This is a genomic window from Synergistaceae bacterium (genome assembly GCA_012521675.1).
GTDB lineage: Bacteria > Synergistota > Synergistia > Synergistales > Aminobacteriaceae > JAAYLU01.
This window is the reverse complement of sequence record JAAYLU010000091.1, coordinates 20,028-34,285: the sequence shown is the minus strand read 5'-3', so window position 1 is coordinate 34,285 and position 14,258 is coordinate 20,028. Positions and strand designations below refer to the sequence as shown.

At 61.9% G+C, this 14,258-nt stretch carries 14 protein-coding genes; 13 read left to right on the top strand and 1 reads right to left on the bottom strand.

Annotated features, from left to right (window positions below):
* The 13 genes from GX181_08740 to GX181_08680 all read left to right on the top strand — a co-directional run.
* Positions 1 to 227: hypothetical protein (locus GX181_08740; protein NLM72026.1), on the top strand; the 227-nt coding region annotated here is incomplete at its 5' end.
* A 169-nt stretch (positions 228 to 396) separates the two neighbouring features.
* A complete protein-coding gene (locus GX181_08735; protein ID NLM72025.1) occupies positions 397 to 954 on the top strand; it encodes an NYN domain-containing protein in 558 nt (185 codons plus the stop codon).
* A gap of 146 nt (positions 955 to 1,100) precedes the next feature.
* Positions 1,101 to 2,060, top strand: coding sequence for a 6-phosphofructokinase (gene pfkA / locus GX181_08730; GenBank protein NLM72024.1), 960 nt, complete (start codon positions 1,101 to 1,103; stop codon positions 2,058 to 2,060).
* Between the two features lies 1 nt (position 2,061).
* On the top strand, positions 2,062 to 2,913 hold the full coding sequence (locus tag GX181_08725) for a DUF4392 domain-containing protein (GenBank protein ID NLM72023.1): 852 nt from the start codon (positions 2,062 to 2,064) through the stop codon (positions 2,911 to 2,913).
* Between the two features lie 235 nt (positions 2,914 to 3,148).
* Positions 3,149 to 3,595 carry a hypothetical protein gene (locus tag GX181_08720; GenBank protein NLM72022.1) on the top strand — a complete coding sequence of 149 codons (447 nt, stop codon included), beginning with the start codon at positions 3,149 to 3,151 and terminating at the stop codon, positions 3,593 to 3,595.
* 134 nt (positions 3,596 to 3,729) lie between these two features.
* Positions 3,730 to 5,097 (top strand): transcription termination factor Rho, encoded by a 1,368-nt coding sequence (locus tag GX181_08715; GenBank protein ID NLM72021.1) that lies wholly within the window; start codon positions 3,730 to 3,732, stop codon positions 5,095 to 5,097.
* Positions 5,098 to 5,167: 70 nt separating this feature from the next.
* The gene (locus tag GX181_08710) at positions 5,168 to 7,060 is read left to right on the top strand and encodes a LysM peptidoglycan-binding domain-containing M23 family metallopeptidase (protein ID NLM72020.1); all 1,893 of its coding nucleotides are present in this window, start codon (positions 5,168 to 5,170) and stop codon (positions 7,058 to 7,060) included.
* A gap of 97 nt (positions 7,061 to 7,157) precedes the next feature.
* Positions 7,158 to 8,780, top strand: a complete 1,623-nt coding sequence (locus GX181_08705) for a CTP synthase (GenBank protein ID NLM72019.1) — start codon at positions 7,158 to 7,160, stop codon at positions 8,778 to 8,780.
* Positions 8,780 to 9,808 carry a hypothetical protein gene (locus GX181_08700; GenBank protein NLM72018.1) on the top strand — a complete coding sequence of 343 codons (1,029 nt, stop codon included), beginning with the start codon at positions 8,780 to 8,782 and terminating at the stop codon, positions 9,806 to 9,808. The genes GX181_08705 and GX181_08700 overlap by 1 nt, the downstream gene beginning before the upstream one ends.
* Before the next feature lie 14 nt (positions 9,809 to 9,822).
* Positions 9,823 to 10,266 carry a hypothetical protein gene (locus GX181_08695; GenBank protein NLM72017.1) on the top strand — a complete coding sequence of 148 codons (444 nt, stop codon included), beginning with the start codon at positions 9,823 to 9,825 and terminating at the stop codon, positions 10,264 to 10,266.
* Between the two features lie 28 nt (positions 10,267 to 10,294).
* Positions 10,295 to 11,359: a hypothetical protein gene (locus tag GX181_08690; protein NLM72016.1), complete on the top strand. Its 1,065-nt coding sequence runs from the start codon at positions 10,295 to 10,297 to the stop codon at positions 11,357 to 11,359.
* Positions 11,360 to 11,399: 40 nt separating this feature from the next.
* Complete coding sequence (locus GX181_08685; GenBank protein NLM72015.1) at positions 11,400 to 11,954, top strand: hypothetical protein; 555 nt, start codon at positions 11,400 to 11,402, stop codon at positions 11,952 to 11,954.
* A 5-nt stretch (positions 11,955 to 11,959) separates the two neighbouring features.
* On the top strand, positions 11,960 to 13,645 hold the full coding sequence (locus GX181_08680) for a hypothetical protein (GenBank protein ID NLM72014.1): 1,686 nt from the start codon (positions 11,960 to 11,962) through the stop codon (positions 13,643 to 13,645).
* A gap of 32 nt (positions 13,646 to 13,677) precedes the next feature.
* On the opposite strand, the gene greA is transcribed toward GX181_08680, so the two are convergent.
* Complete coding sequence (gene greA / locus GX181_08675) at positions 13,678 to 14,229, bottom strand: transcription elongation factor GreA (GenBank protein ID NLM72013.1); 552 nt, start codon at positions 14,227 to 14,229, stop codon at positions 13,678 to 13,680.
* Positions 14,230 to 14,258 lie beyond the last annotated feature (29 nt).

Here is a 14,258-nt window from a genome sequence, read left to right as displayed (position 1 = left end):
GTATCACTATGCATCTGTCGACTGTGGATTTCATCTGGGATGTACACCGTGACGACCCGGATGCTCTTTACAGGGGCAAGGCGGCCGCCCGCCTGGAACTTGACCGCCTCATCAAGAGGCTGGACAAGCTCAACGCCGAGAAGAAGGAGCTCGAGGGACAGCTGGCCGTGCTTAACTCCGAGCTAGACACCATCGAGAGTCGCGTCGAAGAGCTTCAGCGGCAGTAGACACACACCCGCCGATCAAATAGCCGGGGAGCGCGGAGCGGTGCGCTTCCCGGCTTTTGTGTGTGCTTTGGGTGGATGTGACTTGCAACGCCCTCGTCGGGAGCCTATAATGCGGTCATGCTGCGTCTGGCTGGACAGTGGAAACCGACTGAATCGAAGGAGTGTATTTATGGAATACATTGGAATATTCATCGACGGCGGTTATCTTCAGAAAATCGCTTTCCAGATGTCTCCCAGAATCAGGATCGATGTGGCAAGGCTGGTGCAGTGGATTGCATGTGACTTGGCCGTGCGGAGGGTCTATTACTACGACTGCTTGCCATATCAATCGCCTGAACCCACTTGTGAAGAAAGAGAAAGGGTATCAAAAAAGCAGAAGTTTTTTAATGCTATTGAAAGGCTGGACCGATGCGAAGTGCGCCTCGGGAAATTGGAAAAAAGGGGAGAAGACGAAAGCGGCAGGCCGATGTTCGATCAGAAGGGCGTCGATCTTCGGATGGGGCTGGACTTCGTCTTCGCGTCCTTGAAGCAGAGAATCGACTACGCAGCGCTGGTTACAGGAGACAGCGATCTTTGCCCCGCAGTAGAAGCAGCTAAGAATGAAGGCATAATAACACGTCTTGTTCACGGACCGTTTGGAACGTACCATAACCAACTCTGGGGCATAGTTGACGAGCGGAGAGAGATTACACCGGCAGTCCTCGGGGCGCTTGAGCTTACGAGATGAGGGGAAAGGCCTTTCGACCTTCCCCCTCTCCAAACGCATTGGCATCCGCGAAGGAACGCCAAGGAGCATAGTAACTCAATTATAGATCAATACGGTCGGTTGTCAAGGTTGCTTTTTTCACCCAAGAGGGGAGCGATCCACCTATGATGAAACGAATCGCGGTGCTAACCAGCGGGGGGGACTCCCCGGGGATGAACGCCGCCATCCGCGCGGTGGTGCGAACCGCGCTCTACAACGGCATGGAGACGTTGGGGTTCATGAAGGGGTTCGAGGGGCTGATGGACGGCGACAGCATGGTGCTCGACCGGGCCGCGGTGGGTGGCATCATACACCGGGGCGGGACGATACTGCGCACGGCCCGCAGCGAGCGGTTCAAGACCGACGCGGGGGTTCGCTCGGCGCTGGTAAAGCTTGAGAACAAAAAGATCGACGCTCTGGTGGTCATCGGCGGGGACGGCTCCTTCAGGGGTGCGGCGGAGATGGCGGCGATGGGGGTGCCAGTTGTGGGCGTGCCGGGGACCATCGACAACGACATCGCCGGCACGGATACCACCATCGGCTACGACACGGCGCTGAACACGGCCCTGTCCGCCGTGCAGAAGCTGCGCGACACGGCCAGCAGCCACGACAGGCTCTTCATCGTAGAGGTGATGGGGAGGGACTCGGGCTTTCTGGCGCTCGAGGCGGGCATCTCGACCGGCGCGGAGTACGTTGTGGTGCCGGAAATTCCGCTCGATATCCAGAAGATGTGCGACAGCCTGCACTACTCGCGCAAGAGGGGCAAGACCCACTCGCTGATAATCCTGGCCGAGGGGGTTATGTCGGCGACGGAGCTCCGCGACAGTCTTCAGGACACGGGCGGCTACGACGCGCGAGTCACGGTGCTCGGATACATCCAGCGCGGAGGAAGCCCTTCGTCGTTCGACACGATACTGGCCTCGCGCATGGGATCTTTCGCGGTGGAGTCGCTGCTGGAGGGCAGGTCGGGCGTCATGACCGGCTCGATATGCGGCAGGATGGAGCTCTGCCCCATAGAGGACGCCTGGAGGACCAAGAAGGAGCTCAACCCGGAGATGCTGGCCCTGGTGGACAAGCTGGGGGTCTGACGTGTCTCTCCTCGACCGAGTCCGTCGCGTGATCGCCTCCGACAGGTCCGGCAGGGGGGTGGGGCCTCTTCTGAGGGCGGAACACCTTCGCGACGCCTGCGATCTCCTGTGGAGTGCGGCCTCGGTCGTGATCGTGACAGGGTTCTTCGTGCCCGCCCGCGGTGCGCCGGAGACCGATGGCCCCGGAGGGGCGGTCATGCTTGGGCGAGCCCTCTCCCGTCTCGGGAAGGGAGTGCTGCTGTTCACGGATCCCCTGTGCCTGGAGGCGGTCGAGGCCTGCTCCCGCTCCGTCGGCGGGCCGGAGGTCCGTTGCGCGGAGAGCGGTTCGGAGGTGCTCGAGTCGCGACCGTCGCTGCTGGTCTACCTCGAACGATTGGGACGGGCCGCGGACGGGAGGTACTACAACATGCGCTCGGAGGACATCTCGGACTTCACCTGTCCCCTGGACGATGCCGCGGCGGTCGCCATGGACGGGGGGATCCCGGTGCTGGCGGTGGGGGACGGGGGAAACGAGGCGGGCATGGGCATCCTCCACGAGGCCCTGTCGGCTTCTCTCCCGGGCTACGCAAAGTGTCTCTCCGTCACCCCCTCGACGGTGGCGGTGCCGACGGACGTGTCCGATTGGGGCGGTTACGCGCTGGCGGCCCTGATGTCAGCGAGAAACCGAGAGTGGATCGGACCCGGGGAGAGCGAGATCGACGAGATGCTGGCCGCTCTTGTCGATGCCGGTGCCGTCGACGGGGTGACCCGCGCCTGCGCGCCGACGGTGGACGGTTTCGAGGCGGACGTCCACAGGGAGGTCGTCCGGTTCCTGAGGGGCATTGCCGCCGAAATAGCGGGGGACCCTGCATAAGGGTTGTCCTGTTTGCGCTCCATCTGTTGGTTTTAGCTGGAATACCATCTTATTTGCCTCTGTTTCCTCTTGCCTCCCAATAATTTTCATGGTAGAGTGTTTTTGGAATGCACGGGCCAGGGGCCGTTTCATCCGGCTCTGGACTGATATTGCGCCCGTCGGCAGTGTTTGATCGTCTTCTCTCTGTACTTGTCTTTTTTTCGGGGCGGTGGGTATAATGTCCAGGAGCGGGAAGTTGTTCCTAGCAATGGTCGGGTTCGCTATCATCTCCCTGCTCGTCCTCTCGTTCGGGGCGATACGATCGAAGAAGGCCGCCGGCTCGTTCGAGATACACAATATAGTCCTTTGCGACGAGGTCGACGGAAATATGACCCCCGTCGGCGTCAGCTCTGTTTTTTCTTACGGGACCCGGCAGCTGTGCCTGTGGTTCGACTATTCGCGGGCGGGCTACGGCGAGAACGTGAAGGTGAGATGGTTTTTCAGGGGGCGCCCGATTCAATCCCAGGAGGTAACGCTGGAACAGGGCAGCGGCGCCAAGGCGTTCTGTCTTCTCCTGGAGGACGGGTCGCCGTTGCCCAAGGGAGCCTATTCAGTGAGGATATCGCTTTTCGACAGGGTGTTCTCGGACACTCTGTTCGAGATAGCGGAACAACCTCAGTCATTACATGGCGCCGTGAATTAATCATTCTTTCGCAGCGACACGGCGCTCTTTCAGGAAGGGGATGTCCAGATACGTGTTTTCATATCCGATAGTCATCGATAAGGGGTTCCAAAGCCCTCCGGACGCCAACGTCCATACTGCCCGGAGCAGATTCAATGTCATCCGATAATACCGTTTTAGCCGAGGCATCGGAGAACACCACCGGTGCAACGGCTCAGAGAACCGCCCAGCTCAGGCCGGAGCCGGACGAGCCGTCCAGGCTTCCGCCCAAGCCGAGGCATACATACGGTCACCTGGCCGGCCTGCTAAACCCCGAGCTTCGAAAGATCGCGAAGGAGATGGGGGTCATCGGTTTTTCCTCGCTGCGCAAGGATGACCTCATCATCGCGATACTCAGGGCGCAGGCCGAGGAGCTGAACTACCGCTTCGGCGGGGGCACGCTCGAGGTCCTGCAGGAGGGGTACGGCTTCCTTCGCCCGAAGGGGCTGTTGCCGAGCGATCACGACGTCTACGTCTCCGCATCGCAGGTTCGCCGTTTCGGCCTCAGGAACGGCGACGTGATATGGGGGCTCGTACGCCCGCCGCGCGACTCGGAGCACTACGAGGCTCTGCTGAGGGTGGAGATGGTCAACTTCTCCGACCCGGAGGCGGCGCGCAGGAGGCCGCATTTCAACTCGATCACACCCATCTTTCCCAACGAGAAGATAGTGCTTGAGACGGACCCGAGGGAGATTTCCACTCGCCTGGTGGATCTTTTTGCGCCCATAGGCAAGGGGCAGAGGGCGCTTCTGGTCTCGCCGCCGAAGGCGGGAAAGACCACCCTCCTGAAGAAGATAGCCAACTCGGTGACGACCAACTTCCCGGATGTCATCGTCATGGTGTTGCTGATAGACGAGCGGCCGGAGGAGGTCACCGACATGACCCGCTCGGTGGACGGGGAGATTATCGCCTCCACCTTCGACAGGCCGTCGGACGAGCATCTCAGGGTGGCCAACCTGGCCCTGGAGAAGGCGAAGCGACTGGTGGAGGTTGGCAAGGACGTCGTTCTGCTGCTGGACTCGATAACACGCCTGGCGAGGGCGTCCAACCTGGTGGTGCCTCCTTCCGGGAGAACCCTTTCGGGAGGAATGGACCCGGCGGCTCTCTACTTCCCGAAGCGCTTCTTCGGCGCCGCGCGGAATATAGAGGAGGGCGGAAGCCTGACGATAATCGGCACGGCTCTGGTCGACACGGGCAGCCGCATGGACGAGGTGATATACGAGGAATTCAAGGGCACGGGCAACATGGAGCTTCATCTTTCCAGGAAGCTATCGGAGCAACGTATCTTCCCCGCCATCGACATAGTGAAGTCGGGCACAAGGCACGAGGAGCTGCTGTTCGACGAGGACGAGCTCAGCCGCCTATGGCTGCTGCGGCGACGCATTGTAAATGTCGACGAAGCGGGGGCGCTCAACCTGATAATCGATAAGCTGAAACAGTCTCCCACCAACAGGGACTTCCTGTTGACCATCAAGAAAGGGTAGGCTGATTGCCCCCGCGCCGGAAGATCGGGACGCGGCGGGCTCATTCTGCAGACGGAGGAGGTTGAGGTGATTGAGGAAGCGGAACTCACCCTCGCCCTTTGGGGTATTCGGCAGCTCGGAGAGAGGTAAAAGAAGGGTCTACCTGTCGACCCTTGCCAAGAAGAAAAAACGAATGACGGCGGGACGGCTTGGCTGCTACTTGGCGATTTTCGTGATGCTGGCGGCGTCCGCCATGCTGGTGCTGGAGGCGACCGACCGCACGGTGGGCACAGCTTGGGGCGGCCTTGTGGATTCGCCCTCACCGGAGGACTTCGTCCTCCCGGCCTCGGGCTTCATAGTTATCGAGATGTCGGACTCATTCATCGAAGAGGGGGATTTGGAGGGCGAGATCGACCTCGGTTTCCTGTTCTCCTCGAGGGGGGTGTGCGTCGAGCCCTGCCTGCTTCCCGTCAAGGGTGAGGATACGCCCCAAAAGAGGCCGGCGGCTCCGGAGAACGCCGACACGTATGATGGCGTAGTCGCTGCGGAGTGTCGTTCGGCCGCGGAGTTCAACTGGCCTTTCTCCAGGTTCTTAGGAGGGGGCGTCGGCGACATGCCCTTCACCTCCAAGAGTGTCACGACCGCCGGTGAAAGCGGCTTCGAATTCCCCGAGCACCTCGTCCAAAAGGGCGGGCAGTACGGAGGCTCGGGCCTTGGCTCCGGCTTCGGGGTCTCCAGGATGACAGTATTCCAGCCCCGTTCGCCCGGCGGGCTGAGCATGGGGGACAGTTCGTTCGCCACGATCAACGGAGCGTTGTTCGCGAACTCGGCGGTCTCCTGCTCCCCATTCTCCAAGGGAGGCGCCAAGGCAGCCGGAGATCCGGCGGACTCCTACGCGTCCGACTACGAAACTGTCATCCTTAGCGTAGGCGAGGACGGGGAGAAGGCTCTCCTGTTGGACGAGGAGGACCTTGGAGAGGAGAGCGAGGAGGTCGTTCTGGCCAAGGTCGACGTGCTCTGGACGGAGCACGTGGTCAAGCTGGGACAGACCCTGTCGGATATAGCTATGGCCCACGGGGTGTCTATAAACGATATAATGAAGGCCAACGAGCTTAAAAACGCCAACAGGCTTTCCGAGAAGCAGATCCTGCTTATACCCAACGACAGTTCCGCAGTCGAGGCCACTCTGGAGCAGGTGCTCACGAGGAAGGCTCGGCTTGTCGCGGCCCGCGAGAAGGTCCTGCCGATCAAGATAACGGCCTACGTCGTCGCGGAGGGCGATAGCCTCTGGTCGATCTCCAACTCGCAGAACCTGGAGATAGACACTCTCATCGGCTGCAACAACCTGAACAATATCAACGTGATCCGTCCCGGCATCACCCTTCGCGTGCCCAACCAGGACGGCATATTCTACAAGGTGAAAAAGGGAGACGCCCTGGCGGGAATAGCGAAAAAGTTCTCGATCACGGTCGAGAGGATAAAGGAGGCCAACGGAAAGGACGCGGAGCCTCTTGTCGCTGACAAGGAGATCTTCCTCCCGGGCGCTAGGCCGGAGACCACCCAGGCGAAGGGTTCCGCCGGAAAGGTCACCGCGGCATCCAGAAATTACAGATGGCCGGTGGTGGGCAAGATCAACAGCCCGTTTGGCTGGAGGCGCCATCCGATCACTCGTCGCCGCGACTTCCACACCGGCATCGATATCAAGTCTCCCAGGGGCAGGGCCATCCATGCCTCAAAGGCGGGAGTCGTCGAATACTCCGGCTGGATGGGAGGATACGGTAAGGTCGTGGTCATCAAGCACAACGACGGAAACTCCACTCTGTACGCCCACTGCAGCACCCTTTCCGTGCGAAAGGGGCAGAAGATAGCCCAGGGGCAGGCGATAGCCACCGTCGGAACCACCGGCAGGACCACGGGACCTCACCTCCACTTCGAGATCCGCAGGGGTAAGAGCCCGGTTAATCCGCTCGGGCTGTTGAAATAGGCCGTGAGGCCGCGTGCGGTGCGTTCTTACACGAGAAACACTGGACCGGGGTCATCCCTGGTCCATCTTTTTTAACTGACCACGGAGGATGAGGGCAATGGCGAAGTACGTGTTTGTCACCGGCGGGGTGGTATCCTCGCTGGGAAAGGGGATAACCGCCGCTTCCCTGGGGGTGCTTCTGAAAAAAAGGGGTTTTCGCGTGTCCATAATCAAGCTGGATCCATATCTAAACGTGGATGCCGGCACGATGAACCCCTTTCAGCACGGAGAGGTCTTCGTCACGGACGACGGAGCGGAGACGGACCTTGATCTTGGGCACTACGAGCGTTTCATCGACGAGTCACTGTGCGCGGACAACAACGTGACCACCGGCAAGGTCTACTCCACCGTGATAGCCAAGGAACGGCGGGGCGACTACCTTGGGGGCACCGTGCAGGTGATACCCCATATCACTAGCGAGATCCAGGGGCGGATCCTCCGCATCGGGGATAAGAGCGACATAGTGATAGCCGAGATAGGAGGCACGGTGGGGGACATAGAGGGGCAGCCCTTCCTGGAGGCGATCAGGCAGATGGCCTCCAGGGTGGGCAGGGACAACGTGCTCTACTGCCACGTGACACTGGTGCCGTGGCTGGAGGCCGCACGCGAGATGAAGACGAAGCCCACCCAGCACAGCGTCCAAGAGCTGAGGCGCATAGGCATCCTGCCTCAGATCCTGGTCTGCCGCTCTCACTTCCCCATCGAGGACGGGATGCGCGACAAGATGGCTCTCTTCTGCAACGTTCCCCCGGACGCCGTGATACAGGTGCTCGACGAGCCGACGATATACAGGGTTCCACTGAGCCTGTACGAGCAGGGGTTCGACAAGCTCGTGCTCAAGGGGCTGTCGATGGAGTCACGCGACGAGCCGGACCTGTCCGATTGGGAGAGGGTTGCCTCCGGCTTCTGCAACCCGTCGGGCGAGGTGGAGGTGGCCGTGGTCGGAAAGTACGCCAACCACAAAGATGCCTACCTGAGCGTCGTCGAGGCTCTGCACCACGCCGGGATACACCACGACGTGCGGGTCAGGATCCGCTCCGTCGAGGCCGAGGCTATCGAGGCGACGGGGGCGGCCGACCTCCTGGAGGGCGCGCACGGTATACTCGTCCCCGGCGGCTTCGGGGCTCGCGGTATCGAGGGAAAGATCTCCGCGGCTCGCTACGCGCGAGAGAACGGAATACCCTTTTTCGGCCTGTGCCTCGGGATGCAGGCGGCGGTGGTGGAATTCGCGAGGCACGTCTGCGGACTTCCCGGAGCTCATAGCTCGGAGATCGACCCCGGATGCTCTAACCCTGTGATACACTTAATGGAGGATCAGAAAAAGCTCGGCGACCTGGGCGGAACGATGCGCCTCGGAGCCTATCCCTGCACCCTCGCGGGGTACGGCAAGGCTGCCGCTGCCTACGGCGTTTCATGTGTTAGCGAGCGCCACAGGCACAGGTACGAGTTCAACAACGACTACAGAAAGCGCCTTGAGGAAAAGGGGATGCTGATCGCCGGCGTCTACGAGGAGAAGAACCTGGTGGAGATCGTGGAGTTGAAGGATCATCCCTGGTTTGTCGGCGTTCAGTTTCATCCGGAGTTCCGCTCCCGGCCGGTGAAGCCCCACCCGCTGTTCATGGGCTTCGTGGGCGAGGCGGTGAAAATGTGTCGATCGGACTACGAGGAGGATGAGAAATAATGAGGCGAAGCGTGCTCGTGCTTGCGTGCGCGGCCCTTTTGACGGTGGTAGCCGCGCTTCCGGGGATGTCGGAGGAGGACTCCTCCACCTTCCACGTCATGGGAAGAGTTGAGCGGCTGGTGTACGGAATCGAGCACACTGGAGGGCTCATCGACCGCCTTGGCTCGATCGAGAGGGATATGTTCGGCCGAGAGCTGCCGGGGAGCATCGCCGAGAGGCAGGCGGCCCTGCTGAACTTCGTGGAGAAGGGCACGGAGTATCAGCCGTCGCTCCTCTTCAAGCTGGGAGTCGCGGAATGGGCCATCGACCGAGAGATTGACGTCCTGTCCTCCGTTACCAGGAGGGTGGAGGGGTTGGAGGTTCAGCTCGAGGGGACGCCCCAGGTGGACCGCCCTGTAGCCATGCGGCTGGAGAGGGTGCTGGGACTGCTGCTCTCCGATCCTGTCGCAGCCGAGGAGGCGGAGCTTCCAGAGGCGACTATCATCAGGGCCTCGCTGGCCTACCCTCTCTCGCCGAAGAGCGCGAAGAAGGGGGACTCGGTAGACCTCCTATTGGACTCGGACCTCGTCGTGGGCGCCAAACTGGTGGCGCCGAAGGGAAGCCGGGTCTCCGCCGTCGTCGAGGAGGTGACGAAGCCCAGGAGCTTCGGGCGTCCCGCCGAGGTGAAGATAAGCGTGGACTCCCTGTTTCCTCTCGGCCCGTCTCCGATCCGCCTGGTCTTCGGAGAGGAGTCGAAGCAGGCCGTCGAGGCGGAGTCGGCCCAGCTCGCCGCTGCCGGCACCAGCGTCGTCGGAGCGCTTCTTCTCGGACCGGTGGGGCTGGTCACGGGCTTTCTGGTCAGAGGCGACCTCAAGGAGCTTCCCGCAGGCAGCGTGGTCTTCAGCCAGACGGAGGAGACCGTCAAGGCCGGGGCCTACCCGGTTCCGCTCGGACTGAGGGGGCTGCTGAGGGACCCGGACGCGGTGGTCCCTGTGGAGTCGGCGGACGACATCTCTGTTGAAAGCGGCTCCGACATGATGGATCAGTGAGGGGAGTGCCTGGTATGAAGTTCATTCGCAAGGGGAAAAAGACGGTCGCGGCCTGGTCGCTGGCGATGCTGCTATTGGGCGGCGGGGTCTGCGCGGCGTTCGATCTGGGCGACCTGATCGGCGTAATCGGAGGCGGGTTCGTGATCACGACCATCGCGGGGCCCATAAACGACTTCATCAACACCATAACCCTCAACAGGGGAGTCAAGGTCGAGGGCCACACCAAGGTCGTGCCGATCGTATCCATCGGCTCCGGGACTCACATAGGCGCGGCGCAGGTCGCCGGTCCGAAGGGGGAGCCCGTGGGGTCCACGAAGGCGGTGGCCCAGGTCGAGGCCTCCTTCAGGGACAGGCTGAGGGTGAAGATCCTCGTGCCGATAGACTCGGAGAACCCGCTGCAGAGGTTCAGGCGGGTCCAGGGGGTCGGAGTATCGGCGATAATCGACTACAGGCTGTAGCAAGAGGCGCGGACTGCCGGGTGGTTTTATGAAGAGGCTCTTGGTCGCTCTCTTGGTGCTGCTGCTTATAGCCGGACGGTCGGACGCCGGAGACTCGGTCGCGGAGGCAATGTCGATCCTCGAGAGGTGGACCGCGTTCCACTGGGGGCGCGACTGCCTCGTCTGGCTCGTGCACTACCCGGAGGAGCTCGTGGATCCCTGGGTGGGGGCGGAGGCCGCGCGCAGCGGAATGAGCGGGCCCGAGAGCGAGCAGTACCGACGCTCTTTCACGTCCGAGCTGCGGATAGGGGAGACCGAACCCTTTCTGCTTACCGTCTACGTCTTCTCCCCCCGCCCGCTCGACCTCGGCAGGTTCGAGCACGCGATCATGCTGGAGACGGGCGACGGCAGGAGGCTGCCGCCGCTCAGCTACGAGCGCAAGTTCGACCAGCCCCTGTCGGGGATTACGCAGGGGCTGGTCTTCTTCCCCAAGCAGGACGACAAGGACTTCGTCGTGGTCCTCAAGAACCTTGGCATACAGGACGAGCAGCCTTTCGCCTTCGTCGGCGCCGTCGAGCCGCCCGTAGTTGTTGCATCGGCGCCTCCGGCGGAGGTCGAGGTCGTGGTGGTGGAGCTTCCGCCCGCGCCGAAGAAGGATCCTCCCAAACCGAAGGCACCGGAGCCGGTCGCGCCGCTTCTTCCGCCTCCGCCTCCGCCTCCGCCGCCCGTGGCCACGACGACGGAACTGGAGGAGCTCGCGCCCCCGCCCGCCCCCGAGCTGCCGCTTCCGCGGGAAGAGGAGGTCTCCCCCATCTACATCGGCAAGGATAGGACGGTCGAGAACTTCGTCCGTCACTGGATCGAAGGGGAGACGGGCGCCATGTACGACCTTCTGTCGACCTCCTCCCGCACGGCTCTCACCGAGGAACAGTTCGCCGCTCAGGTTAACGCGACCGGGCTCCGTCCCTCTCTTAAGGAGGGGTACAAGATTCAATGGATGGAGGAGGGTCGGGTCCGCGTCGTCACGGCTCAGAGGATGCTCCTCTTCCGCACCCTCAGGAGCAAGGTGCTCGGCATCGACAGGGAGAATTCGCTGTGGAGGCTGACGTGGTGACGCGGAGACGAGTCGTCCTCGAGTGCGGGAGTTGTGATAATTGACCATTATGAGACGTGTGGGGCTCGCGCTTCTGCTGGCCGCCGCCTTCGTCGTTGTTTGGTACGCTGCGCGGGACGCCTCGCTGGAGGTGGACGCCCTGTCCGTAGGCAGGGCGGATCTGCCGGACATGTCCCTCGAGAGGGTTCGCTTTCAACGCGAGGAGGACGGTGTGGAGTGGACGGCGAGCGTGAACCTGGTCGAGCACAGGGGAGAGGAGATAAGGCTCGAGTCGCTTGAGCTCTCCGCCCTGGAGGACGGCAGGAGGAGGGCCGGTCTGAGCTCGCCGTTCGGGGTCTTCTCGGAACGGGAGCGTGTTGTCCGCCTCTCCGATGTCGAGGGTTCGTTCGTCTTCGGGGATAGGTCGGGATTCTTCGAGGCCCCAGAGGCCAGGTGGGCGGACGGGGAGAGAGAGGTGCTGTTCGAAAAGGGCGCCTCGTTCAGCAGTGACGGCCTTCACTTCGAGGGCAGTGTTGTGCGGGTCACCTTCTCAGGGGTGTTCTCCGCGGAGAAAGGAGCGTCGTTCTCGTGGTCTCCGCCCGAAAACCAGGATTAATCCTATTGCTCTTCTCGCTTCTTTTTTTCGCCGTGCCGATGATTCCTCCGCCGGCGGAGTCGTACGACGGAGAAGAAGAGACGATCTATCTGGATGCCGACAAGGTCGTGTTCGAGGAACATACCGGGCTCGCGGTAGCCGAGGGCAACGTCCGGGTGCGCAGCGGGCTGCTCGATATTTTCGCCCACAGGGTCGAGATGGACTCCGAGGAGCAGCTGCTGTCCGCGTCCGCGGCACCGGGAAAGAAAGTGTCCATGATACAGGGGGACAGGGTGCTCACGGGGGACTCGCTAAACTATAACGTCGCAACTCGGGAGGGAGTGCTCCACGGAGCGGTTGGCTCCTCCCCCGCGGGCGACGGCAGGGTGTTCGTCAAGGGAAGGGAGATGGCGGTCGCGCCGGTGGGTTCCGCCCGCGAAAAGGGATGGGTCTCCTCATCGGGCGTCCGCGGAGTGGAGGAGGACGAGCTGATAGGCAAGCTGAGCGACGTCTCTCTCACGACATGCGGCCTGAAGAACCCGCACTACAGGCTCGTGTCCAGGAGCGTCGTCTACGTCCCGGGAAAGAGGGTAATCGCGAAGAATCCGCAGGTGTACATCGGGGAGAGCCTGCTGTTCACCTACCCGTTCGACTATGTCGTGCCGCTCGACCCGAAACAGAAGAGGGCGCTTCTCAGCTCCTTCTTCCCCGTTCTGGGCAGCGACTCGGACAAGGGGCGGGGGATCGGAATCGGCGGCCCCTACGTGTGGGACACCGGCAAGGCGAGCCTCGACGTCGTATGGTGGTCGGACGCCGGTTGGGAGGGGAGACTTGCTGTCGAGCAGAAGATCGGCGAGTATCTCTTCGTGTGGGGGGGGACGGAACGCTCCTACGAGAAGAACTCCAAGGAGAACCTCTACCGCCCCTCGTGGGGGATATCGTACAGCTCGGGTGGATACGAAGCCTCGCTGCGCTGGACCCAGAGGGAGGCGGTGTCGATCCAGAAGCGGGCCGGGGAGACTTATCACGGGGTTCTGTGGAGGTCGCCGGAGTTCTCGCTGCGCGGCCCCTGGGAGAGGACTCCGCTGCTGAACGCGTACGGCAGGGTCGAGGTCACGTGGGGCGAGTACGAGGACGTGCAGAGCGCCACGACGCTCGACGTGAGCCGAAAGGGTGCCGAAGTGCAGATATATTCCGAGGAGAGGCTGGAGACGTATACCTCCTTCATCGACGCTCGCTACAGGCGTTACTGGTACGACGATCCCGATTCGACGGAGCAGGAGATCATGGACGCGGTCCTCGGCGTCCGCTGGTCCTGGGGACAGGCCGACCTGGCCTCTGCTTACGTTCGCAGGTGGACGAGCGGGGAAACCCCCATGCTCTGGGACTATTACGGCGAGAGGGAGGAGCTGTACCAGCGAATCTCCTTCCCGGCCGGGAAGGACCTCACATTTTCCGTGCTCGGAGGGTACGACTTGGCGGAGTCGAGCCTCGCGGAGATGGTGTACGGACTGACTCTGAAGAACGGGGAGTGCTCCAGGTGGGAGCTGACGTACAGGGACGACAGGGCGGAGGGCGACGACTGGGTCGGTCTGTCCTTCATCCTGACCGCCTTCCCGGACACCCCGGTTTCCTTCGGTGTGCGCGAACTTTACGACCCGTTCGCCGTCCCTGAAGGGCTGGCCGACAGGCTGAACGAGGACGGCTCGTAGGAGTGACCGGCCGACGTGCTATCGCCCTGCGATCAGGTAGTTATGGAGATGCTCACTATCCTCAGGTGCCTGACGCCTCGCGGCACCTTCACGTGTACCTCCTCTCCCACCGTCTTGTTCAGAAGGGCCTGCCCGACCGGGCTGGAGGAGGAGATCCTGCAAGCCTTCGGGTCCGACTCTTCCGAGCCCACTATCATGTAGGAGTATTTTTGAGAGTTGATGATGTCCTGGATTGTGACCGTGGTTCCGAGGGCTACCTTGCTTGCGTCGATGGTTGTGGAGTCGAGGACCTTTGCGTTGCCGAGCTGGTATTCCAGCCGCGATATCCTCGTTTCCAGCTTCGCCTGCTCCTCCTTCGCGACGGCGTACTCGGCGTTTTCGGCCAGGTCGCCGAAGGAGCGCGCCTCCTCGAGCAGCTTGGATATCTCGGCCCTCCCGGAGCTACGAAGCTCGACCAGCTCGGCCATCAGCTTTTCGTAGCCCTCCCGGGTCATGGTGGATGGGGTTTCATTGTTGTTCAAACTTGCTACCTCCCGGTCTTTTCCATCATGCGGAGTATGGGTCTCTTGAGGTCGATACGGCATTCTAGCAGAGAAAGGCCTGTTCGGCAATA

What these genes read in the sequence shown, in the direction of transcription:
- GX181_08735 (NLM72025.1), top strand. Translation starts at nt 397, where the DNA reads ATGGAATACATTGGAATATTCATCGACGGCGGTTATCTTCAGAAAATC.
- pfkA (NLM72024.1), top strand. Translation starts at nt 1,101, where the DNA reads ATGAAACGAATCGCGGTGCTAACCAGCGGGGGGGACTCCCCGGGGATG.
- GX181_08715 (NLM72021.1), top strand. Translation starts at nt 3,730, where the DNA reads ATGTCATCCGATAATACCGTTTTAGCCGAGGCATCGGAGAACACCACC.
- GX181_08705 (NLM72019.1), top strand. Translation starts at nt 7,158, where the DNA reads ATGGCGAAGTACGTGTTTGTCACCGGCGGGGTGGTATCCTCGCTGGGA.
- GX181_08700 (NLM72018.1), top strand. Translation starts at nt 8,780, where the DNA reads ATGAGGCGAAGCGTGCTCGTGCTTGCGTGCGCGGCCCTTTTGACGGTG.
- GX181_08695 (NLM72017.1), top strand. Translation starts at nt 9,823, where the DNA reads ATGAAGTTCATTCGCAAGGGGAAAAAGACGGTCGCGGCCTGGTCGCTG.
- GX181_08690 (NLM72016.1), top strand. Translation starts at nt 10,295, where the DNA reads ATGAAGAGGCTCTTGGTCGCTCTCTTGGTGCTGCTGCTTATAGCCGGA.
- greA (NLM72013.1), bottom strand. Translation starts at nt 14,229, where the DNA reads ATGCCGTATCGACCTCAAGAGACCCATACTCCGCATGATGGAAAAGAC.